The organism is Pseudomonas sp., from assembly GCF_036404235.1.
Lineage (GTDB): Bacteria > Pseudomonadota > Gammaproteobacteria > Pseudomonadales > Pseudomonadaceae > Aquipseudomonas.
Window position 1 is genome coordinate 85003 of the sequence record NZ_DASWOT010000148.1, and the last position, 20484, is coordinate 105486.

21 protein-coding genes are annotated in these 20484 nt (G+C 57.1%); 13 read left to right on the forward strand and 8 right to left on the reverse strand.

From position 1 onward, the window contains the following. The first annotated feature begins 1 nt into the window (after position 1). The 3 genes from VGC62_RS18750 (at position 2) to VGC62_RS18760 (ending at position 2870) form a co-directional block, all read left to right on the forward strand. The gene (locus VGC62_RS18750) at positions 2-733 is read left to right on the forward strand and encodes an adenosylcobinamide-GDP ribazoletransferase (protein ID WP_331188577.1); all 732 of its coding nucleotides are present in this window, start codon (positions 2-4) and stop codon (positions 731-733) included. A 164-nt stretch (positions 734-897) separates the two neighbouring features. After that, on the forward strand, positions 898-2106 hold the full coding sequence (locus tag VGC62_RS18755; RefSeq protein ID WP_331188578.1) for an MFS transporter: 1209 nt from the start codon (positions 898-900) through the stop codon (positions 2104-2106). A gap of 212 nt (positions 2107-2318) precedes the next feature. After that, on the forward strand, positions 2319-2870 hold the full coding sequence (locus VGC62_RS18760; protein WP_331188579.1) for a glutathione peroxidase: 552 nt from the start codon (positions 2319-2321) through the stop codon (positions 2868-2870). 113 nt (positions 2871-2983) lie between these two features. Here the strand turns inward: VGC62_RS18760 and VGC62_RS18765 are convergent, their stop codons facing one another. The 3 genes from VGC62_RS18765 to VGC62_RS18775 all read right to left on the reverse strand — a co-directional run bounded on the left by VGC62_RS18765 (position 2984) and on the right by VGC62_RS18775 (position 5394). After that, positions 2984-4258, reverse strand: coding sequence for an OmpP1/FadL family transporter (locus VGC62_RS18765; protein WP_331188580.1), 1275 nt, complete (start codon positions 4256-4258; stop codon positions 2984-2986). 139 nt (positions 4259-4397) lie between these two features. Beyond that, on the reverse strand, positions 4398-4889 hold the full coding sequence (locus VGC62_RS18770) for a hypothetical protein (RefSeq protein WP_331188581.1): 492 nt from the start codon (positions 4887-4889) through the stop codon (positions 4398-4400). Positions 4890-5169: 280 nt separating this feature from the next. Continuing rightward, positions 5170-5394: a hypothetical protein gene (locus VGC62_RS18775; RefSeq protein WP_331188582.1), complete on the reverse strand. Its 225-nt coding sequence runs from the start codon at positions 5392-5394 to the stop codon at positions 5170-5172. 1099 nt (positions 5395-6493) lie between these two features. Here VGC62_RS18775 and rmuC point away from each other — a divergent pair. Beyond that, positions 6494-7858 (forward strand): DNA recombination protein RmuC, encoded by a 1365-nt coding sequence (gene rmuC, locus VGC62_RS18780; RefSeq protein ID WP_331188621.1) that lies wholly within the window; start codon positions 6494-6496, stop codon positions 7856-7858. Positions 7859-8201: 343 nt separating this feature from the next. Further along, positions 8202-8330 carry a PA1414 family protein gene (locus tag VGC62_RS18785; RefSeq protein ID WP_331188583.1) on the forward strand — a complete coding sequence of 43 codons (129 nt, stop codon included), beginning with the start codon at positions 8202-8204 and terminating at the stop codon, positions 8328-8330. 134 nt (positions 8331-8464) lie between these two features. Here the strand turns inward: VGC62_RS18785 and VGC62_RS18790 are convergent, their stop codons facing one another. Then, positions 8465-8755, reverse strand: a complete 291-nt coding sequence (locus VGC62_RS18790; protein WP_331188584.1) for a hypothetical protein — start codon at positions 8753-8755, stop codon at positions 8465-8467. 199 nt (positions 8756-8954) lie between these two features. Next, entirely contained in the window at positions 8955-9905 is a 951-nt protein-coding gene (gene speB / locus VGC62_RS18795; protein ID WP_331188585.1) for an agmatinase, read from the reverse strand. A gap of 308 nt (positions 9906-10213) precedes the next feature. On the opposite strand from speB, the gene VGC62_RS18800 reads away from it, so the two are divergent. Both VGC62_RS18800 and VGC62_RS18805 read left to right on the forward strand, forming a co-directional pair. After that, entirely contained in the window at positions 10214-11107 is an 894-nt protein-coding gene (locus VGC62_RS18800; protein ID WP_331188586.1) for a LysR family transcriptional regulator, read from the forward strand. Between the two features lie 24 nt (positions 11108-11131). Continuing rightward, positions 11132-11722 carry a tRNA-uridine aminocarboxypropyltransferase gene (locus tag VGC62_RS18805; RefSeq protein WP_331188587.1) on the forward strand — a complete coding sequence of 197 codons (591 nt, stop codon included), beginning with the start codon at positions 11132-11134 and terminating at the stop codon, positions 11720-11722. A 33-nt stretch (positions 11723-11755) separates the two neighbouring features. Here VGC62_RS18805 and VGC62_RS18810 read toward each other — a convergent pair whose 3' ends face one another. After that, a complete protein-coding gene (locus VGC62_RS18810) occupies positions 11756-11968 on the reverse strand; it encodes a DUF6316 family protein (protein WP_331188588.1) in 213 nt (70 codons plus the stop codon). Between the two features lie 182 nt (positions 11969-12150). Between VGC62_RS18810 and VGC62_RS18815 the strand changes: the two genes are divergently transcribed. Then, complete coding sequence (locus VGC62_RS18815; RefSeq protein ID WP_331188589.1) at positions 12151-13113, forward strand: DMT family transporter; 963 nt, start codon at positions 12151-12153, stop codon at positions 13111-13113. A gap of 171 nt (positions 13114-13284) precedes the next feature. On the opposite strand, the gene VGC62_RS18820 is transcribed toward VGC62_RS18815, so the two are convergent. Then, positions 13285-13899, reverse strand: a complete 615-nt coding sequence (locus tag VGC62_RS18820) for an NAD(P)H-dependent oxidoreductase (RefSeq protein WP_331188590.1) — start codon at positions 13897-13899, stop codon at positions 13285-13287. After that, positions 13892-15286 carry a class II fumarate hydratase gene (locus VGC62_RS18825; RefSeq protein ID WP_331188591.1) on the reverse strand — a complete coding sequence of 465 codons (1395 nt, stop codon included), beginning with the start codon at positions 15284-15286 and terminating at the stop codon, positions 13892-13894. The genes VGC62_RS18820 and VGC62_RS18825 overlap by 8 nt, the downstream gene beginning before the upstream one ends. Positions 15287-15533: 247 nt before the next feature. Here VGC62_RS18825 and VGC62_RS18830 point away from each other — a divergent pair, with 247 nt between their 5' ends. The 5 genes from VGC62_RS18830 to VGC62_RS18850 all read left to right on the forward strand — a co-directional run bounded on the left by VGC62_RS18830 (position 15534) and on the right by VGC62_RS18850 (position 20230). Then, the gene (locus VGC62_RS18830) at positions 15534-16067 is read left to right on the forward strand and encodes a DUF2059 domain-containing protein (protein WP_331188592.1); all 534 of its coding nucleotides are present in this window, start codon (positions 15534-15536) and stop codon (positions 16065-16067) included. Positions 16068-16082: 15 nt separating this feature from the next. Beyond that, the gene (locus tag VGC62_RS18835) at positions 16083-16379 is read left to right on the forward strand and encodes a BolA family protein (RefSeq protein WP_331188593.1); all 297 of its coding nucleotides are present in this window, start codon (positions 16083-16085) and stop codon (positions 16377-16379) included. Positions 16380-16776: 397 nt separating this feature from the next. Continuing rightward, positions 16777-17766 (forward strand): rhodanese-related sulfurtransferase, encoded by a 990-nt coding sequence (locus tag VGC62_RS18840; protein WP_331188594.1) that lies wholly within the window; start codon positions 16777-16779, stop codon positions 17764-17766. Positions 17767-17802: 36 nt separating this feature from the next. After that, positions 17803-18405 carry a DsbA family protein gene (locus tag VGC62_RS18845; protein ID WP_331188622.1) on the forward strand — a complete coding sequence of 201 codons (603 nt, stop codon included), beginning with the start codon at positions 17803-17805 and terminating at the stop codon, positions 18403-18405. After that, positions 18398-20230, forward strand: a complete 1833-nt coding sequence (locus tag VGC62_RS18850; protein WP_414705822.1) for an ABC transporter ATP-binding protein — start codon at positions 18398-18400, stop codon at positions 20228-20230. Before VGC62_RS18845 ends, VGC62_RS18850 begins: the two co-directional genes overlap by 8 nt. Positions 20231-20484 lie beyond the last annotated feature (254 nt).

Here is a 20484-nt window from a genome sequence, read left to right on the forward strand (position 1 = left end):
CATGCTGCCGTTCTGGATCGCCTTGCAGTTTCTCTCCAGTTTTCCGATTCGCTTGCCCGGCATGCCGAGTCCGGAGCAAGTGGGACGCTCGCTGTTGTTCTATCCCCTTGTGGGCGCGCTGTTCGGTGTGCTGTTGATGGCCTTCAGCGCGCTGTTGCAGGGTGCTCCGTTGCTGCTGCATGCGGCGTTGCTATTGGCGGCGTGGGTGCTGCTCAGTGGCGGGCTGCACCTGGACGGCCTGGCAGACAGCGCAGATGCCTGGTTGGGCGGTTTCGGTGATCGCGAACGCACCCTGACGATCATGAAAGACCCGCGCAGTGGGCCGATTGCAGTGGTCACGCTGGTTGTCGTGCTGCTGCTTAAGTTCGCTGCCATTGTTGCCTTGATCGAACAACATCACAGCCTTGGCTTGCTGCTGGCACCGGTGATCGGCCGTGCCGCGATGCTCGGGTTGTTCCTGGATACGCCTTATGTGCGCAAGGGGGGGCTGGGGCAAGCGTTGGCTGATCATTTGCCAAAACGATTAAGCCAGCAGGTGTTGTGGGCGGTAGCGATTGGCTGTGTGGTATTTGCGAGCTGGTCGGGGATCGTAGCGTTACTGGCGGCGGCGGGAGGGTTTTTCTGGCTGCGCCATTTGATGGTCCGCCGTCTGGGCGGCACCACTGGCGATACGGCAGGTGCGATGCTTGAGTTGTTGGAGATGACAGTGTTGGTCGCGCTTGCCCTGGCCTGACGCAATTGCAGGAGGCTGATCAACCCGTCCCTTATACCTCCCGCTGCCATGCCCGGTTACATTTATTGACATCAGTCACAGGCAAGGCGTAGTTTCCGACAATTCTGAATTGCGGGTATATCCGCCTAAATGGCGTGTTCGGTCAACGAGCCGGGAGAATAATAATGACGTCAGTCTGGCGTACCAGTGGCTGGATACTGTTTGGCAGCGCGCTAATCCTCGCTTTATCGCTGGGGACGCGTCATGGCTTTGGCCTGTTTTTGCCGCCAATGAGCGCGCAGTTCGGCTGGGGGCGCGAGGTGTTTGCCTTCGCAATCGCGTTCCAGAATCTGATCTGGGGGCTGGCGCAACCCTTTGCTGGCGCGTTGGCTGATCGTTTCGGCGCTGCCAAAGTCGTGTTCATCGGCGGCATTCTCTATGCCACCGGGCTGATGTTGATGAGCATGGCCGATTCGCCCGCAAGCTTGTCGCTCAGCGCTGGTTTGCTGATTGGTATCGGCCTGTCGGGCACAACGTTTTCGGTGATTCTGGGTGTTGTTGGCCGCGCCTTGCCCGCTGAAAAACGCAGCATGGGGATGGGCATCGCTAGCGCGGCGGGCTCATTCGGCCAGTTTGCGATGTTGCCCGGCACCCTGGGCCTGATTGGCTGGTTGGGTTGGTCGATGGCGCTGCTGGCGTTGGGTTTACTGGTGGCGTTCATTCTGCCGCTGGTGGGCATGCTCAAGGACAAACCGTTACCAATCACTGGCGGTGAGCAAACCCTGCGCGAAGCCCTGCATGAAGCCTGCACCCATTCGGGTTTTTGGCTCTTGGCGTTCGGCTTTTTCGTCTGCGGTTTTCAGGTGGTGTTCATCGGTATCCACTTGCCGGCCTATCTGGTCGACCAACACTTGCCCGCCAAAGTGGGCACCACGGTGTTGGCGCTGATTGGTTTGTTCAATATTTTTGGTACTTACATCGCCGGCTGGCTGGGCGGCCGGATGTCCAAGCCGCGCCTGCTCACCGCGTTGTATGTGCTGCGTGCCGTGGTGATCAGCCTGTTCTTGTGGATACCCCTGAGCGAAACCACCGCGTACCTGTTCGGCGTGACGATGGGGTTGTTGTGGCTGTCCACCGTGCCCCTGACCAACGGTACGGTGGCGACGCTGTTTGGCGTACGCAATCTGTCGATGCTTGGCGGTATCGTGTTCCTGTTCCACCAGTTGGGTGCGTTTCTCGGCGGTTGGCTCGGTGGTGTTGTGTACGACCGCACTGGCAATTACGACCTGATCTGGCAGGTGTCGATTCTGCTCAGCCTGTTGGCGGCCGCAGTCAACTGGCCGGTTCGCGAGCGGCCCGTGGCGCGATTGCAGTCTCAGAGTGTGGCGCTGTGATCAGGCTGCTGCCGTGGATGGGCTGCGTGGCGATTATCGGGGCGTTGCTGGCCATTGCGTGGTGGGGCTGGCAACAGGTTGGTCTACGGGCCTTGCAACTTGGCATGGGGGCATGCTGAGTCTTGCGCGCAAGTGCGTCTGGGCATTGCTGGCCTCAAGGAGTAGCGTGTCCTCAGACAATAACCACTACGCGTGAAGCGATGGATGCTGCCATGAGAGTTCGCTGGATTGCTGTCCCTGTTCTTTTCCTTGCCATGAGTGGCGCAGCTTTGGCGGCCGATTGCCCACCGTTGTTGCAGGGCGAGTTACCCAAGTTACGCGCCAAACAGAATATCGACCTGTGCAAACAATTTGCCGGCAAGCCATTGGTGGTGGTCAATACCGCAAGCTTTTGCGGTTTCGCCCCGCAGTTCAAAGGCCTCGAAGCGTTGAACCAGCGTTTCAAAGGGCAGGGGCTGGAAGTGATTGGCGTACCGTCCGATGACTTCAAGCAAGAGTCCAACGATGCGGCTGAGACGGCCAAGGTTTGTTACGTCAATTACGGCGTGACCTTCACCATGACCGAGCCGCAGCCGGTCAGAGGCGATGACGCGACCCACTTGTTCAAAGTGTTGGCCGAGCAAAGCAATCCGCCGCGCTGGAATTTCTATAAATACGTGGTTGACCGCAAGGGTAATGTCATCGCCAGTTTCTCCAGCAAGACCACGCCGGACGATCCTGAATTGATTGCGGCGGTAGAAAAAGCGATTGCCTCCAAGCCTTGATCAAAAGCAAGGTCTGTCGTGATCCTGCGAAATGAAAAACCCCGCAACCATCGCTGGCTGCGGGGTTTTTCAGGTCTGGCGAACGGGGTTTTCAGCCCGTCCCGCCAACTGCATCAGAAGCGGTAGGTCAGGCCCAGGCCGAAACCGTTGGCGCTGTTGTCGTATTTGGCGCTGTAGGCTTGGCCCAGAGCGTTGGTACGGTTGATGCTGATTTTTTCTTCATCGAGGTAGGAGTAGGCCACGTCGACGGTGATGTCGTCGGTTGGGCTCCAGCCAGCACCGATACTGAAGATCGTGCGGTCACCCGTCGGGATGCGCGGCGAACGGTCAGTGTTGTTGGTTGGCGACTGGTCCCAGGTCAGGCCTGTGCGCAGAACCCACTGTTTGTTCAACTGGTAGGACGTACCAATGGCGTAAGCCCAGGTATCGTGCCAGTTTTGCTCTTCGGTGATGGTGCCTACGATAGGCGTTGAGATAGGCCCGGTAACACCGGAGTTCTTGACGGTAATGTCCTTCAAGCGGCTCCAGCGTGTCCAGGTACTGCCCGCATAGAGTTTCCAGTCGTCGGTCAGTTTCTGGGTCACCGAAAAGTCCACCGACTCAGGGGTATCCAGACTCAGCTTGGCATCGTAGCGCCCGCCCAATAGTGCGGGTGGGATGCCGGCGCCAGGCGTCACCTCGGTGTGGCCTTCAAGTTTGTAGGTCACTTTCGAGTGGTAAGTCAGGCCCAGGTTAGTGGTGTCAGTCGCCTGCACCATCAGGCCGATATTGTAGCCGTAGCCGACGTCATCCCCTTTTACCTGGACACGGCCGTCGCCGGAACCAGGGATCTGGGGTACGTTCAACGTCGATTCCAGCACACCGGAAATACGGTTGATGGTCGGGCCGAAACCAATCGAGACTTTATCGTTGAACGCATAGCTGACAGTCGGTTGGAAGGTGATGACCTTGACCTGGCTCTTGCTGCCGAAGTTACGGCCCTGGAAGCTGTCTTCGTAGTCGGTAATCAGGCCGAACGGCGCATATACACCCAGACCGAATGCCCAATGTTCATCCACCGGGTTGACGTAAAAGCCCATGGGTACGGCAGTGAAAGGCACCATGTCGCCATCGTTGGTCCCTGTGCGACGACCGCGAGCGTCGGAGATATCGGTTTTTGCATCAATGGCTGCAATACCAGCGGTGACTTGTTGACGCTTGAGGCGCGCCATGCCCGCAGGGTTACTGTAGACAATGCTGGCATCATCGACGGAAGAGGAACGACCTGCAAAACCGGTCCCCATGCCGCTGATGCTTTGTTCGTTGAGGGCGAAGCCAGAAGCGAAGAGTTGAGTGGAAGCAAGTGTAACGGCAAGACTTAGGCTGGTTTTGATCATTATTTTTTTCATTGTTAGAACTCCTTGTTGATCACCGCGCGAAAACTACCAACATTTTCCATAACGCGCTATAGGCCGGATCAACCGATTTAGAGCTGTTTTTGTAGGACAATCCTGGAAACGTGTCGCCATCTCCAGCGAAACTGTTAGGTCACAAAATGGCTGATGCGACTTGATACAGCGGGCTGACCGAGGTTTGCCAGGCCGTCGTGAAGTCCTTCAGATGACCATGTGGCTGAAATATTTGGCGCCATATTCGGGCCATTCCCAGCAAGTCATGGTCGGCGGGCAGCGGGATCTGACTGGCTTCGACCATCAACCAGGCAATTGCAGTGGAGTAACGCAGGTTGACGGTCAGTTCGAGATCTGGGCCGGTCAGGAACGCGTGCTGGCTGGCCAATCCTCTCACCAGGCTGGCCAGGTCGGGATCTTTGGCCAGGTAGTCGTCCCATAATCGCCAGTGCAGGGTGCCGGTGATGCTGTACAGCCCATGACCGCGTTGGCTGTCGAGTTCGTCCCCCAACGCAGACTGGCTGGCGGCAACTGCGACCAGAAACAGCTCGGCACTGGGGTTGTGGCGTCCAAGATAGATCAGCGTGGGACGGATCACATGTTGGCAAAGCTCACTCGCAGCAATTCCCATAACACCCTCGGGAAGTTGGTGATGCGACGAGTCCGGGCGCTTGGCAGCGGTGGATCGGATGGGCTCGCCGCAAGCGGCTCAACGCCGCCTGAGTTGAAGTGTAGTGTCAAATTTATGGTGTAAAGGGCTGTTTTTAAAATATTTCCTAATGATGCGCGACCTCTATATAGCCGGGCTTTCTGACGCTGAACAAAATTTCATAAGAAAAACAGGCACAAAAAAGCCCCGCCGTTCACGGGCGAGGCCTGGATGTAAACCGTACGTTATGCGACGGACGGTCTCAGGCGGTGAGTGCCTGACGGGTCCGCTCGATCACGGCCTGCAGCGGTTCGGCGCTGGAGTACTGATCGGGGTAAAGGCGTTCGCTGTGACGCGCAATGCCGTGTTCGTTGACGAGGGTAAAGCTGAAGCAGCCTTTGCGAGCAGCCATGATCAGGCAGTTCATTGGTGCGAAGGCGTTAGTGAGGGTGCGGATAGCATCCTGAGTGTGAATATGAGTAGTCATGGTTATGGTATTTCCTAAAGCGACACGGACAGAGAACCGTGCAAAATTAAAACGTTCCAGAAAACGCGGGCCATTGCTCGAATGCGAGTCAGGGGCAGGGCGAAGAACCTGTCTGGAACAAAAGCAGCCAGTTAAAGCGCGGTTATCATGTGGCGCTGGGCTGACCGGTAGGTACTTAGGAGGGCAGGCATCACAACGGGAGCTAAGGTTCGAGGCTCCAGGTGAAGATCCTGATCAATTTGCAGGCTGGTTTTGGCAGGCCATGAATCTCAGAAACATCCTTCCTGTTTGTAGGGAAGGCCATGTCAGTGAGTAATGTCTGGAAACCATCGAGGTGGTCGATCCCTTTTTTCAGCCCGCTATCGTTGGATGAGCCTTGGCTGGGGGATTTGTTCGACCAGAATTGACTTTCAGCTTGGTACTAACGCCGAAGATGCTAACTCAATTGCAACGATGGGGGAAGAGGCAATATCGAATTAATGTACGTTCAGCTCAGGTTAAGCGGGTGAGGCGCAGTGTCAGCCTAGGCATTTTATACCTGCAAAACCCCGTAATTGGCGGCCTGTAACGTTGAGCCTGTCGCCTCTAATGTTCCCGCGCGGCAGGCATATAGCGATTGGGAATTGACTTGTACACATTAGTCGCTGTACTTGCCATCTCACTGTCACATAAGCCTCTAACAGCTTGATTTAACGTGCTGATTTATTAAGTCAATGAAAAACATCACTTTTTTTTACTGGTGAAAAAATCGTCAGTTTGAACGCAGGCCCCATTCTACGTGCGTTTGCGAAGGTTAAAGGGGCGTTGTCCACTGAGTTATCCACAGGTTCTGTGGATTGTCCCAAGCGCTTGCTCTAGTCCGCGGCTCCAGTCTTGACGTCAGGAGCTGTCAGTCTCAGACAGGGCGAAGATCAATCGGAATCTGACGTTTTGGTTCGTTCTGCGCATAATGCCGCCAGCATCAATCGGTACGTGGGGAAAATGTATGGCTTTGGACCTGACCAGCCTGTTGCTGGGGCTTGGGGCGGCGGCATTACCGTTGTTGGCGCTGATCTGGCAATCACAACGCAAGCTGGCTAGGCGTGAGGCCGATGCCGCGTTGCTCGATGAGCGTTTGAGCAATGCACAGATGGCCCAAGACGGGCTCAACGCACAGCTCGATGCCAGTCGCGACGAAATCAGCGATCTGTCCCAGGCCAACGCGGTTAAACAGGCGGATTTGGCGGCCTTGCGAAGAGAAGTCGAACTGCTGCGCCAGCAGCACGACGGCGCACGGCAAGCACTGGAGCAGCTGCATCAGGAGCGCGCGGACAAAGAAGCAGAACTCAGACGGCTGGATTCGCAATGTGCCTCGCTAAACGCTGAGTTACGCGAGCAGCAGGGCAGCCATCAACAACGTCTGAATGATCTGCAAGGCTCGCGGGACGAATTGCGCGCACAGTTTGCAGAGCTCGCGGGCAAGATCTTCGACGAGCGTGAGCAACGGTTTGCCGAGACCAGTCAGCAGCAACTCGGGCAGTTGCTCAACCCGCTGAAAGAGCGGATTCAATCCTTCGAAAAACGTGTGGAAGAAAGCTACCAGCAGGAGTCTCGCGAACGGTTTTCGCTGGGCAAGGAGCTGGAGCGTTTGCAGCAACTCAATCAGCGCCTGAGCGACGAAGCCACGAACCTTACTCGTGCGCTCAAGGGCCAGAAGACGCAAGGTAACTGGGGCGAGTTGATTCTGGAGCGAGTGCTGGAGCACGCCGGACTGGAAAAAGGCCGCGAATACCAGACTCAAGTCAGCTTAAAGGGACCGGACGGCGAGCGTTTCCAGCCGGATGTGTTGATCATGTTGCCCGGTGACAAGCAGGTGGTAGTCGATGCGAAAGTCAGTCTGACCGCCTATCAGCAGTACACGTCAGCAGATGACGATGTCATTGCACAGTTGGCGCTGAAGCAGCACGTTCTGTCGCTGCGTAACCATGTGAAGGGCTTGTCGGGCAAGGATTACAAGCGCCTTGAAGGGCTGCACAGTCTGGATTTCGTTTTGCTGTTCGTGCCCATTGAAGCGGCGTTTTCAGCGGCGTTGCAGGCTGAGCCGAACATGTTCCAAGAGGCCTTTGATCGCAATATCGTGATCGTCAGCCCGACGACCTTACTGGCTACTTTGCGGGTGATTGACAGCCTGTGGAAACAGGAACGACAAAGCCAGAATGCAAGGGAAATAGCCGAGCGAGCGGGTTGGCTGTACGACAAGTTCGTGCTGTTCATTCAAGACCTGGACGAAGTTGGCAACCGGCTACAGCAACTGGATAAAGCCTATGGCGCAGCCCGTAACAAGTTGACAGAAGGGCGCGGCAACCTGATTAGCCGCAGTGAGCAACTGAAATTGCTCGGTGCTCGTGCGAGTAAATCCCTGCCAGCCGATTTGCTTGAGCGTGCATTGACTGACGAGGATGGCTTGGCAACGTTGTCGGATTAGCTGCAACCAAAGCTGAACTGAGGCCTGAGGCCATCGAAGGCCACGATCAAGTGTCAGGTAAGCGCGTCGCGTGGTCACCGGATGTTTCCTGGGCAAGGCTGTTCGTTTTCCTGCCTACGCACCGTGAGGGCGCGGCTCTGAAGCTTTCGATCAGGGGCTGATAGCGGCGCCGTTGGTCGCCTGATGGCGCCGAAATACTGTTCAAGAGGTCAGATTGTTCGCTACGAGAAAAAATTTCTGCCGCGACACTCGGTAGCAGGCGTAAAGTGCGAACAGGCACTATGATCTGCCTTAAGCGGCCCAGAGGTTGGCTGCCGAGAATTTCCCTGAAGGGGGCGTAAACATGAACAGCAAATTGCAAGAATGGCTTCACGATGTGGGTGTCGCGCTGGGTTTGATCGAACGGCCAAAGCTGCAACCCATTCCCGTGCGCAGCAACGATGACAACAAACGCCGTCAACCGCGTCGCTGAATTCGGTCCCCGAGATCAGAGCAAAAAGCAGCGGCGCTATCGTCTGATAGCCCGCACACTCTTTACCTAAGGCTACGCTGGATTTCTGACAGCGTGCCTTCGTTCAACCTCCACTCAATCGGTAATCGAACGCATCAGCGTTTGTGCTGCTTCTTGTCTTTCATTTGCCCGGCAATCACATCCACTAGTCCCTCAAGCGTCAACTCCCGGTAGATAGAGTTGTCCGGCAAGTCTGACAATTCGTTTTTGAGACGCGGTGGTATCACGATGCCGAAATCTGCCTGAAGATCGCTGAAAAACTGCTCAAAGTCCTGTTTGTCCAGAATCAGGTCGGCGATCAATGCGTCGTCTCGAATAGGATCTTTGTCGATGAGTATCTTTCCGAGGGCATCGATAACGTGTTGATAGATTTTGGGACGGTCCATGAGGGGGCCTCTGCTGTAACGTGGTAGAGCATGACCCCAACTTCGATACACAGAGGGTTCTGCGCAGCAGCCTAGGCAATCAGGGTTTCCTGAAAATTGCCCATCAACATTTTCTTCAGCCGCTGTACTGTCAAGGCTAGCTTATGTTTTGCGCTTAAGGTTGGCCCTTCAGCGCAAGTCGTTCAGGCCGCGCCGATTTTTATCGATGCACCACACCCGGCAGCACACAGAGCATTTCGTACAGCAGGTTGGCACCTAGCAGTGAGGTGTTACCGGTAGTGTCATAAGGTGGCGAAACTTCAACCAGATCACAACCGACCAGGTCCAGGCCCTGGCAGCCGCGAATGATTTCGATGCCCTGAATCGTCGTCAGTCCACCGATTTCCGGCGTGCCGGTGCCCGGTGCCCAGGCCGGATCGATGCCGTCGATGTCAAAGCTCAGGTACACCGGGCCACCGCCGACTTTCTCCCGCACTTGCTCCATCAGTGGCGCCAGCGATTTGTGCCAGCATTCTTCGGCCTGAACCACGCGGAAACCCTGTTTTCGGCTCCAGTTGAAGTCTTCGGCGGTGTAGCCCTGCGCACGCAGACCGATCTGCACCACGCGATCACAATCGAGCAGACCTTCTTCCACTGCGCGGCGGAAGGTCGTGCCATGGGCGATCTTCTCACCAAACATGTGATCGTTGACGTCGGCGTGGGCGTCGATATGCACCAGCCCGACCTTGCCGTGTTTCTTGTGAATGGCACGCAGGATCGGCAGGGTGATGGTGTGGTCGCCGCCGAGGGTCAGAGGGATGATGCCGTGCTCAAGGTAGCCGTCGTAGGCCTCTTCGATGATGCGCACGGCGTCCAGCAAGTTGAAGGTGTTGATTGCTACGTCGCCGATGTCAGCAACCGATAGCGAATCAAACGGTGCCGCGCCGGTGGCCATGTTGTAGGGGCGAATCATCACCGATTCAGCACGGATTTCCCGTGGACCGAAGCGGGTGCCTGCACGCAGCGATGTGCCGATATCCAGCGGGATGCCGATAAACGCGGCATCCAGGCCCGCAGCTGTTTGCAAGTGGGGCAGGCGCATCATGGTGGCGATGCCGGCGAAGCGCGGCATTTCGTTGCCGCCCAGTGGTTGGTGGAGAATCTTGTCCACGCGATTGCCTCATCGGTTGGTTGAGTGGTGGTAAAGCCTGAAGCGGATTCTGCGAAGAGGGGACCTGTCGAACAATCGCTGGGGCAAAATACTTAGTTCAGAGATTTCTGAAGTATCGGGTAAGCTTCGTGCAAATGTGCAAGAGCACCCGTCGTCCAGACGAGGTTCTTTCGCGTAGCAAACACGATTCACTGTAGCAAGTGAAGGTGTTCGCGAGACGATCAATCGGATTCACTCTCTTTGAAACCGTCTCGCCAACACGTTGGCTCCTACAGTTCATCCGAGTCCCAGACATTGCCGGTACCCCGATGGCCAACGCATTACCCGACCTCAAATTGTTGCGCATTTTTGTCTGCGTGGTGCGCCATCAAGGTTTTGCCAGCGCGCAGCAGGAATTGAATCTGTCGACTTCGGCGATCAGTACCTACATGAGCCAACTGGAGGCTGCGTTGGGCATCGTGCTGTGCCATCGTGGGCGCGGTGGGTTCAGTCTGACCAGCAAAGGCGAATTGTTTCATCAGGAAACGTTGCGTCTGCTCGGTGAGCTCGAAGGCTTCGAGTTGTACGCTGCGGCGCTCAAGGGCGAGCTGCGCGGCACGTTGAACCTGGGCGTGCTCGACTCCACTGTCAGTGATCGTGCATTACCGTTTGCAGAAGTGATTGGCGCCTACAGCGAAGAATACCCCGCCGTGCATTTGCATCTGTCGGTGATGAGTCCTTACGAACTGCAGCTGGGCGTGCTGGACAACCGCTTGGATCTGGCCATTGGGTCGTTTTCCACGCGCATGAACGGTCTGCTGTATCAACCGCTGTATCGCGAACAACACTGGCTGTATTGCAGCAGTCGTCATTCGTTGTTTAACGAGCGGCGTATTCCGGCGCCGGTCATCACTCAGCAGCGCATGGTTGGCCGGGGTTACTGGAGTCAGGCCGAACTGGCGCGTCACGGTTTCAAACACAGCGCAGCGACGGTCGAAAGTATGGAAGCGCAACTGATTCTGGTGTTGTCCGGCGCCTACATTGGCTATTTGCCAGAGCATTACGCGCAGTCCTGGGTCGACTCCGGTCAGCTGCGTGTGCTGCTGCCCGCGACGTTCGGCTACCAGGCGCCGTTTTCGATGATCGTGCGTAGAGGCCGTAGTCGCGAGCCGTTGATCCAGACGTTCCGCGACCTGCTCAAGGCTCAGCTCAACCCGCTGTAGTGGCGCCTCAGAAGGAATAAATCCATGGCCCGCGCCCGTTGCGAACGTTGCCTGAGACCTGAAAACCATTGCCTGTGCGCGCTGATCCCGCAGCTCGACAGCCAAACGCGGATCCTTATTTTGCAACACCCGAGTGAGGTCAATCATGCGTTGAACACGGCGCGATTGGCAGCGCTGGGCCTGACCAATGCACAGTTGGTGGTGGGTGAAGTATTCGAGAACCTGCCGGAGCTGTTGAATGTGCCGGGTTATCAGCCACGGTTGCTGTTTCCGGGGGAGGGCGCGCAGCCGCTGAGGGCTACGCATCGGGCGTCATTGCCGACCTTGCTGGTGGTGCCTGATGGCACTTGGCGCAAGGCCCGCAAACTGCTGCACCTCAATCCGCTGCTGGCGGCGCTGCCAAGGGTGACGCTGGCGGATGCCCCGGTTTCAAGCTATCGCTTGCGCAAGGCGCCAGGTCCAGATGCACTGTCGACGCTGGAGGCTATCGTTCATGCGTTGCACATGCTGGAACCGCACACATCGTTCGAGGCGTTATTGAAACCCTTTGACGCGTTGATCGATGGGCAGATTGCAGCGATGGGCGAGGAGACGTTTCGTCGCAATCATCTCTGACCTGAAATAGCATGCTTTCGGTTGTGTAAGGGTTCAGCCGTTGAGCGCCGATGTTTGCGCGTGATGATTGCCTTGCATGCGTCGGATGTAAGCCTCGGTTTCTTTCACTGCCTCGTCTCGTGTGGGAAACGGGCCTTCCAGGGTGTTTTCGCGCGTGCTGAAAAAATACATGCCGTTGACGCGAGAGACGCGGTCGGCGCGGAAATGCACCGTGGCGTGGGGGTCTTGTTCGCGCTTACCTAACATAATCTTCCCCCGAGAATGGAGTGTTGTGGTGTATCCACACAGGACGGCTGAACCTGTGGTCCTGGCAATCGAATTGTATGCCGATGAACACTTTACTCCCCTTTGTGCGGTGAACTGTAGCTGTGTCCATCGCTGATCAACGCCTAGAATGGGCGGCTTGTCTTTTTCTATCAGGAGTCTTCATGCACATCTCGTCTGGCCGCTGGTTGTACGGCCTGTCACTGGCGCTGCTGACCGCGCTGCTCTGGGGCATCCTGCCCGTCAAGCTCAAACAAGTGCTACTAGTGATGGACCCGGTGACCGTGACGTGGTTCAGGCTTTTGGTGTCCGGCGCACTGCTGTTTATCTGGCTTGCTTCGGTCGGCAAGCTGCCAAGTTTCAAAGTGCTGGGGCGCAAGGGCAAAGTACTGGTGGCGATGGCGGTATTGGGCCTGGTGGGGAATTACGTGCTGTACCTCATCGGCCTGCGGATGCTGAGCCCCGGAACCACGCAGTTGATGATTCAGATGGGGCCGATTTTGCTGTTGATCAGCAGTATCTTTGTGTTCAAGGAGCGTTTCGGGTTGGGCCAGTTGCTCGGCCTGATCGTATTGTTGATTGGTTTTACGCTGTTCTTCAATCAGCGTCTGGTGGAATTGTTCACTTCGTTGAGCGACTACACGGCCGGGGTGCTGACGGTGTTTCTCGCCGCGGCGGTCTGGACGTTTTATGGCTTAAGCCAGAAACAACTGCTGACGGTGTGGAATTCGTTGCAGGTGATGATGGTGATTTACCTGTTCTGCGCGTTATTGGTTTCGCCATGGGCACATCCTGCGCAGGCATTGCAACTCAGCCCGCTCCAGGGCTGGTTACTGCTGGCCTGCTGTCTGAATACCCTGGTGGCGTATGGGGCGTTCGCTGAAGCGCTGGCCCATTGGGAGGCGTCGCGAGTGAGTGCCACCCTGGCACTGACGCCACTGGTGACCTTTGCCACAGTCGCTGTTGCGGCCTGGTTATGGCCGGATTACGTGAGCGTCGAAGAAATCAACGCGCTGGGATATGGCGGGGCGGTGCTGGTGGTGCTGGGGTCGGCCTTGACCGCGCTGGGGCCGTCACTGATTGCCGGGTTGCGGGCGAGGAAGGCACGGTTGACGGCCAGGGTTTGAATCTGGTGTCCGTCATCGCGAGCAAAAGATAGGTCATTGATTTAACAGGCGGTAAGTAACCTGTTGGAGCGAGGCTTACCCGCCAATGAGGTCGGTACATTAAGCCTGCTCTCAACCAGGTTCACTGCCTTCGCGGGCAATCGAACACGGCCCAGTGTTTGCTGCGCGACATCACTTCTTGCCCAGGCCCTCTGCCTTCCGAATCCACTGTTGGCGCTGCTCTTCAGTCGAAGTGCGCACCTGTGCGAATTCGGTCAGGCGTTTGGTCTTGATCCCGCAAAACTCAAGGATGGTGCGTGTCATCTGCCGATGCGCTGGAGCGCCATATATCCAGCGGAAATAGCGCGACGGCGTGTCCAGGGTTACCAATAGCTCGGCGGTACGGCCGCGCAGCAGCTCGTTCGACGGGTGCTTGCGACCATGGGTCTTGAAGGCGAAACCGGGCATCAACACCCGGTCGAAGAAACCGCTGAGCAGGCTGGGCAGCCCACCCCACCAGACCGGATAAACGAACACCAAGTGCTCGGCCCAGTGGATTTCGCGCTGGGCTTCAAGCAGGTCGTGTTCCAGGATCTGGCTTGATTCATACCCGCCATGCAGCACCGGATCGAACTCCATTTCCTCAAGCTTGAGCATACGCACCACATGGCCTTGGCTGCGTGCGCCCTGGGCGTACGCTTCGCCCAGAGCGTGGCAGAGGCTGATGCTCTTGGGCGTACCGAAGATCATCAAAATGCGTTTGCCGTACCCTTCCAGGGGAGTGGCGCCGCTGATCGGATCAACCATTGCTTCCTGCCTCTAGCATTTTTTCGGGACGGACCCATTTGTCGAACTCCTCATCGGTGAGGAAACCCAACGCCAGTGCGGCCTCACGCAAGGTCAGCCCCTCGCTGTAGGCCTTCTTGGCGATCTGCGCCGACTTGTCGTAGCCGATGTGCGGGTTCAGCGCCGTCACCAGCATCAAGCCGCGTTCCAGATGCTCGGCCATCTTGGCCGCGTCCGGTTCCATGCCCGCGATGCAATGCTCGTTGAAGTTGCGGCAGCCATCGCCCAGCAGTCGTATCGACTGCAAGATGTTGTGAATAATCACCGGCTTGTACACGTTCAACTGCAAATGACCCTGGCTGGCGGCGAAACCAATGGTGACGTCGTTGCCCATGACCTGACAGGCCAGCATCGACAAGGCTTCGCACTGCGTCGGATTGACCTTGCCAGGCATGATAGAGCTGCCCGGTTCGTTGGCGGGCAGCTTGACCTCAGCCAAACCTGCACGTGGGCCAGAGCCTAGCAGACGCAGGTCGTTGGCGATTTTCATCAGGGTCACGGCGAGGGTTTTCAGCGCGCCAGACAGTGCAGTCAGCGCCTCATGGCCAGCCAGCGCCGCGAACTTGTTGGGCGCCGTGACAAATGGCAACCCGGACAGGGCCGCCAGTTCAGCGGCCACGGCTTCGGCAAAACCATGAGGTGCATTCAAACCGGTGCCAACGGCGGTACCGCCCTGCGCCAGTTCATAGACGGCCGGTAAAGCGGCACGGATTGCCTTCTCGGCGTAATCGAGTTGCGCGACATACGCGGACAGTTCCTGGCCGAAGGTAATCGGCGTCGCGTCCATCATGTGCGTGCGGCCGGTTTTCACCAGTTTCATGTGGCGCGAAGACTGTTCGGCAATACCGGCCGAGAGCTCGGTAATGGCAGGCAGCAGCTGTTCCTTGACTGCTTGTGCGGCCGCGATGTGCATCGCCGTGGGGAAGCAATCGTTGGAGCTTTGCGAGCGGTTGACATGATCGTTAGGGTGGACCGGGCTTTTGCCTCCGCGGCTTTTGCCAGACAGTTCGTTGGCCCGGCCGGCGATCACTTCGTTGACATTCATATTGCTTTGCGTGCCGCTGCCGGTCTGCCAGACCACCAGCGGGAACTGGTCGTCGAGCTTGCCACCCAACACTTCGTCGGCTGCTTGTTCGATGAGGCGGGCAATATCGGCAGGCAGGTCGCCATTGCGGTCGTTGACCCGGGCCGCGGCCTTCTTGATCAATGCCAATGCGTGCAGCACCGGCAACGGCATGTGTTCCTGACCAATCGCGAAATTGATCAGCGAACGTTGAGTTTGTGCTCCCCAGTAAGCGTCTTCGGGGACTTCTATCGGACCTATGCTATCGGTTTCGGTACGGCTCACTGGACTCTCTCCTCAAGGTCGATGGCGCAGTTTAGGCCCTGAGAACCCGGCCGGGTTCCCCACCTGACTACGTGAAAAGAACGCGAGCCGACATAGTGCTTCAAAACGCCCCCTCAGGTCGTGTGAAACCGTTCTCGGATCAGGGCGTGATTTAACCGCTCGTAGGGTCGGGGGTTGAGCGCAACGCAAAAAGGGGCGCAGAATGACCGGCCTGGGGTAATGCCTCGCCTGCTATAAAGGAAACTCGATGACCCGTCTTCGTGCCATCTGTGCTGCGGTCGCTCTGGTATGTGCCAGCGGCCAGGTTCTCGCCGATACCGCCAGCCATGACGCCAGTGCCGTAACGTTCCTCAAACTGGCTCACGCCGATAAGTTGGGTACGCCGGTTTACATGCAAGTGCAGCAAATGTTCGCTCAACGCTTCGCCGAAACCAAGGCGCCAGCGACCAAGCAAGCTACTCTGGAAACCTATCAGGCCAAGGCCAATGCCGCGCTGGACCAAGCCATCGGCTGGGACAAGCTGCAACCTGACATGGTCAAGCTCTACACTGCCAACTTCACTGAAAAAGAGCTGAAGGATCTGGTGGCATTCTATGAGTCGCCACTGGGTAAAAAAGTGCTGACCAAAATGCCTGACCTGACACAGCAATCCGCTCAGCTGACCCAGAGCAAACTGGAAAGCGCAGTGCCTGTGGTCAACAAACTGCTGGCCGACATGACCAATGAACTGGCTCCAGCAGGCAAACCTGCCGCCGCTCCAGCCCCCGCCAAAAAGCCCTGATCAGCGAAGCCTCCCATGAGTATGCAACAGCGAATCGAATCCGCGCTGTCGGTCTTTCAACCGACGCACCTTGAGGTGCTGAACGAAAGCCACATGCACAGCCGCGGAGACGAAACTCACTACAAGGCGATCCTGGTCAGCGAGCAGTTCGCCGGGCTCAATGCAGTCAAGCGGCACCAGAAGGTCTATGGCCTTCTGGGTGGCTTGATGGGTGAGTTCCACGCCCTGGCGTTGCACACCTATACCCCACAGGAATGGTCGAAGCTTGGCGCCGTGCCAGCTTCGCCGACTTGCGCGGGTGGGCATGATTGACTTCGAGGGAATGTGAGTTGAGGGGGCTGATTTGTTTTTCGTGCTTTTTGAAAAAATAATCTGTCCTCCAAGCGCAAGCGGGAGACAGATTAATTTTCGATGAAGCGCTGAAAGTAAATCAGTCCCCTAGCCCTACTGTCCCCTAGCCCTAACTTGCCCGCGAAGGCTTTTGTTCCGCAGATATGTGTTGATCGGGACAACGGTTCGCGGGCAAGCGCCGCTACAACAGGACTTTCATACCGCTGTTGACCCACATCAATTCTCCATCGACCAGCCACCCTGTCTGAACCCTCCCGATTCTTGCTAGAATCCGCGCCGCGTTGCCAAGTCGGCACGCTCTTATCTGAATCACTTATCCGGTAGGCCCTTTGCGAGGGTCACCACCTGGAGACGCAACATGACCCAAACCGCCCCTATCGTTGTCGCGGCGCTGTATAAATTCGTCACCCTTTACGATTACGTCGAACTGCGCGCGCCGCTGCTCAAGGCGATGGTCGATAACGGTATCAAAGGCACGCTGCTGATCGCCGAAGAAGGCATCAATGGCACCGTTTCAGGCAGCCGTGAAGGCATTGATGGCCTGATGGCCTGGCTGAAAAACGACCCGCGCATGGACGATATCGATCACAAGGAATCGTACTGCGACGAGCAACCCTTCTATCGCACCAAGGTCAAGCTCAAGAAAGAGATCGTGACCTTGGGTATCGAGGGTGTAGACCCTAATAAAAAGGTCGGCACTTATATTGATCCCAAAGACTGGAACGCACTAATCGCTGATCCAGAGGTGTTGTTGATCGACACCCGCAACGACTACGAGGTGTCCATTGGCACTTTCGAAGGTGCCATTGATCCCCAGACCACCAGCTTCCGTGAGTTTCCTGACTACATCAAAGCCCACTTCGATCCATCGAAGCACAAGAAGGTAGCGATGTTCTGCACGGGCGGCATTCGTTGCGAAAAAGCGTCCAGCTATATGCTCGGCGAGGGCTTTGAAGAGGTGTACCACCTCAAGGGCGGCATCCTCAAATACCTGGAAGAAGTCCCGCAGGAAGAAACCCGGTGGCACGGCGACTGTTTCGTTTTCGATAATCGCGTGACCGTGCGCCATGACCTGAGCGAAGGCGACTACGATCAATGTCATGCCTGTCGTACGCCGATCAGCGCCGAAGACCGCGCCAGTGAGCACTACACGCCAGGCATCAGTTGCCCGCATTGTTGGGACAAACTAAGCGAGAAAACCCGCCGCAGTGCCATCGACCGGCAGAAGCAGATCGAACTGGCGAAAGCGCGCAACCAGCCGCATCCTATTGGTCGCAACTATCGCTTGGCGGGCACTGAGTCCAAAAATGAAGCCACGCCCTATGACACCCTGCTAAACGAGGCCTGACCCATGCCTGCCCGCCTGCTCTATGTGATGGACCCAATGTGCTCCTGGTGTTGGGGTTTTGCGCCAGTGGCCCAGGCATTGGTCGAGCAGGCAAGGGCAGCAGGTCTGCCGCTGCATCTGGTGATGGGTGGTTTGCGCACTGGCAGCGGCGCGGCGTTGGAGCCGACCACCAAGCGCTATATTCTCAAGCACTGGCAGGCGGTCAAAGACACCACGGGTCAATCATTTCGTTTTGAAGACGCGCTCCCCGACGGTTTTGTCTACGACACCGAGCCTGCGTGTAGGGCAGTGGTCGCGGCGCGTAGTCTCGATCCTGACGTGGCGTGGCAGTTGGTGAAGCAGATTCAGCAAGCGTTCTATCTTGAAGGCCGTGATGTCACCAAAGCATCGGTGTTGACGGAGTTGGCAGAGCGCGCCGGTTTACCAAAAATCGAATTCGCCGAAGCGTTCGACAGCGCTGAACAGCACGCTGCTACCGCTGCGGATTTCACGTGGGTTCAAGATCTGGGCATTGCCGGGTTTCCGACCCTGCTCGCCGAACGCAAAGGGCAGTTGGCGCTGTTGACCAATGGCTATCAACCGCTGGACGAATTGGCGCCTTTGCTCAGCCGTTGGCTGGAGCGCGCGGCCAGTGCCTGATCCCCGGAAAACGCCCCCATCCGTCGAGTTGCAGTCTCCACGACGCGTTGATCGCCTGAGTTGGGCTGAGATCCGTCGACTCGCCTTGCAGCATAGAAAATCTCTGTGGATCGCTAACGGCGTTGCTGTTTTGGCGGTGCTGTGTTCGGTGCCTATTCCGTTGCTGCTACCCCTGTTGGTGGACGAAGTGCTGTTGGGGCACGGCGATAGCGCGCTGAAGTTCATGAATCAGCTATTGCCAGACAGCCTGCAAAAAGCAGTCGGCTACATTGGCCTGATGTTGTTGGTGACCTTGACCCTGCGCCTGGGTGCATTGGTGTTCAACGTGTTGCAGGCGCGGCTGTTCGCGCGGCTCGCCAAGGATATCGTCTACCGCATCCGGATTCGTTTGATCGAGCGTCTCAAGCGCATCTCCCTCGGCGAATACGAAAGCCTGGGCAGTGGCACCGTGACTGCGCATCTGGTGACCGATCTCGACACGGTGGACAAATTCGTCGGGGAAACCCTGAGTAAATTCCTCGTTGCCATGCTGACGTTGATCGGCACGGCGGCGATTTTGCTGTGGATGCATTGGCAGTTAGCCGTGCTGATCCTGCTGTTCAATCCGCTGGTGATCTTCACCACCGTGCAATTGGGCAAGCGCGTCAAGCAACTCAAAAAGCTCGAAAACGACAGTACGTCGCGCTTCACTCAGGCGCTGACGGAAACGCTGGATGCGATACAGGAAGTACGCGCCGGCAACCGCCAGGGTTACTTTCTTGGGCGTTTAGGCGTGCGGGCGCAGGAGGTGCGTGATTTCGCGGTAGCGTCTCAGTGGAAAAGCGATGCCTCAAATCGCGCCAGTGGCCTGCTGTTCCAGTTCGGGATCGATATCTTTCGTGCGGCGGCGATGCTCACCGTGCTGTTCTCCGATTTGTCCATCGGCCACATGCTCGCGGTGTTTAGTTATCTGTGGTTCATGATCGGGCCGGTGGAGCAACTGCTCAATCTGCAATACGCGTTCTATGCCGCAGGCGGCGCATTGACTCGCATCAACGAACTGCTGTCGCGTGCTGACGAGCCTCAGTATCCCGGTGGTGTCGATCCTTTCCTCGGTCAGCAAACCGTAGGCATTGAGGTGCGTGAGCTGCGTTTCGGTTATGGCGACGAACCGGTGCTCGATCAACTGAACCTGTCGATTGCGCCCGGCGAGAAGGTCGCGATTGTCGGCGCCAGTGGCGGTGGTAAAAGCACACTGGTGCAGTTGCTGCTGGGTTTATATACCGCGCAGGCGGGGAGTATTCGTTACGGCGGGGCCACGCTGCAGGAGATCGGGCTGGAAACGGTTCGGGAAAACGTCGCCGTGGTTTTGCAGCATCCGGCGCTGTTCAACGACACCGTGCGCGCCAATCTGACGATGGGCCGCGAGCGCAGCGACGAAGCCTGTTGGCAGGCGCTGGAAATCGCCCAACTGGACGCGACCATTCGCATGTTGCCCCAAGGGTTGGACAGTGTGGTTGGCCGTTCGGGGGTGCGCTTGTCCGGTGGTCAGCGTCAGCGCCTGGCGATAGCGCGCATGGTCCTGTCCGAGCCGAAAGTGGTGATTCTCGACGAAGCCACCTCGGCGTTGGATGCCGCCACCGAGTACAGCCTGCACCAGGCGCTGGCGCGGTTTCTCAGCGGGCGCACCACGCTCATCATTGCGCATCGATTATCAGCGGTGAAACAGGCTGATCGGGTGCTGGTCTTCGACGGTGGCAGCATCGCTGAAGACGGCGATCACCAACAATTAATCGCCGATGGCGGTCTTTACGCGCGTCTTTATGGCCATTTACAGCAAGTTTGATGCTGTTTGTCGGTTATTCCTATCTCTTCCACTAAATGGCGTATCGCCAGTGGAACACGTCAATTCTTGAACTATGCTTGGTCTTCGGCGTTTAGCGCAGAGCCTAAAGCGTCATATTTACGTCTTCGCGATCCGGTGGTAGCGGACGCTTGTGTGTTTCACCTTTGAGAAGTCGATCGCTGCATCGTGGAAATTAGCCGAGTCCCATCAGGCTCAGAAGGGAGTGCCTGAAGCGGGAGTGAGTATCTGGCAGT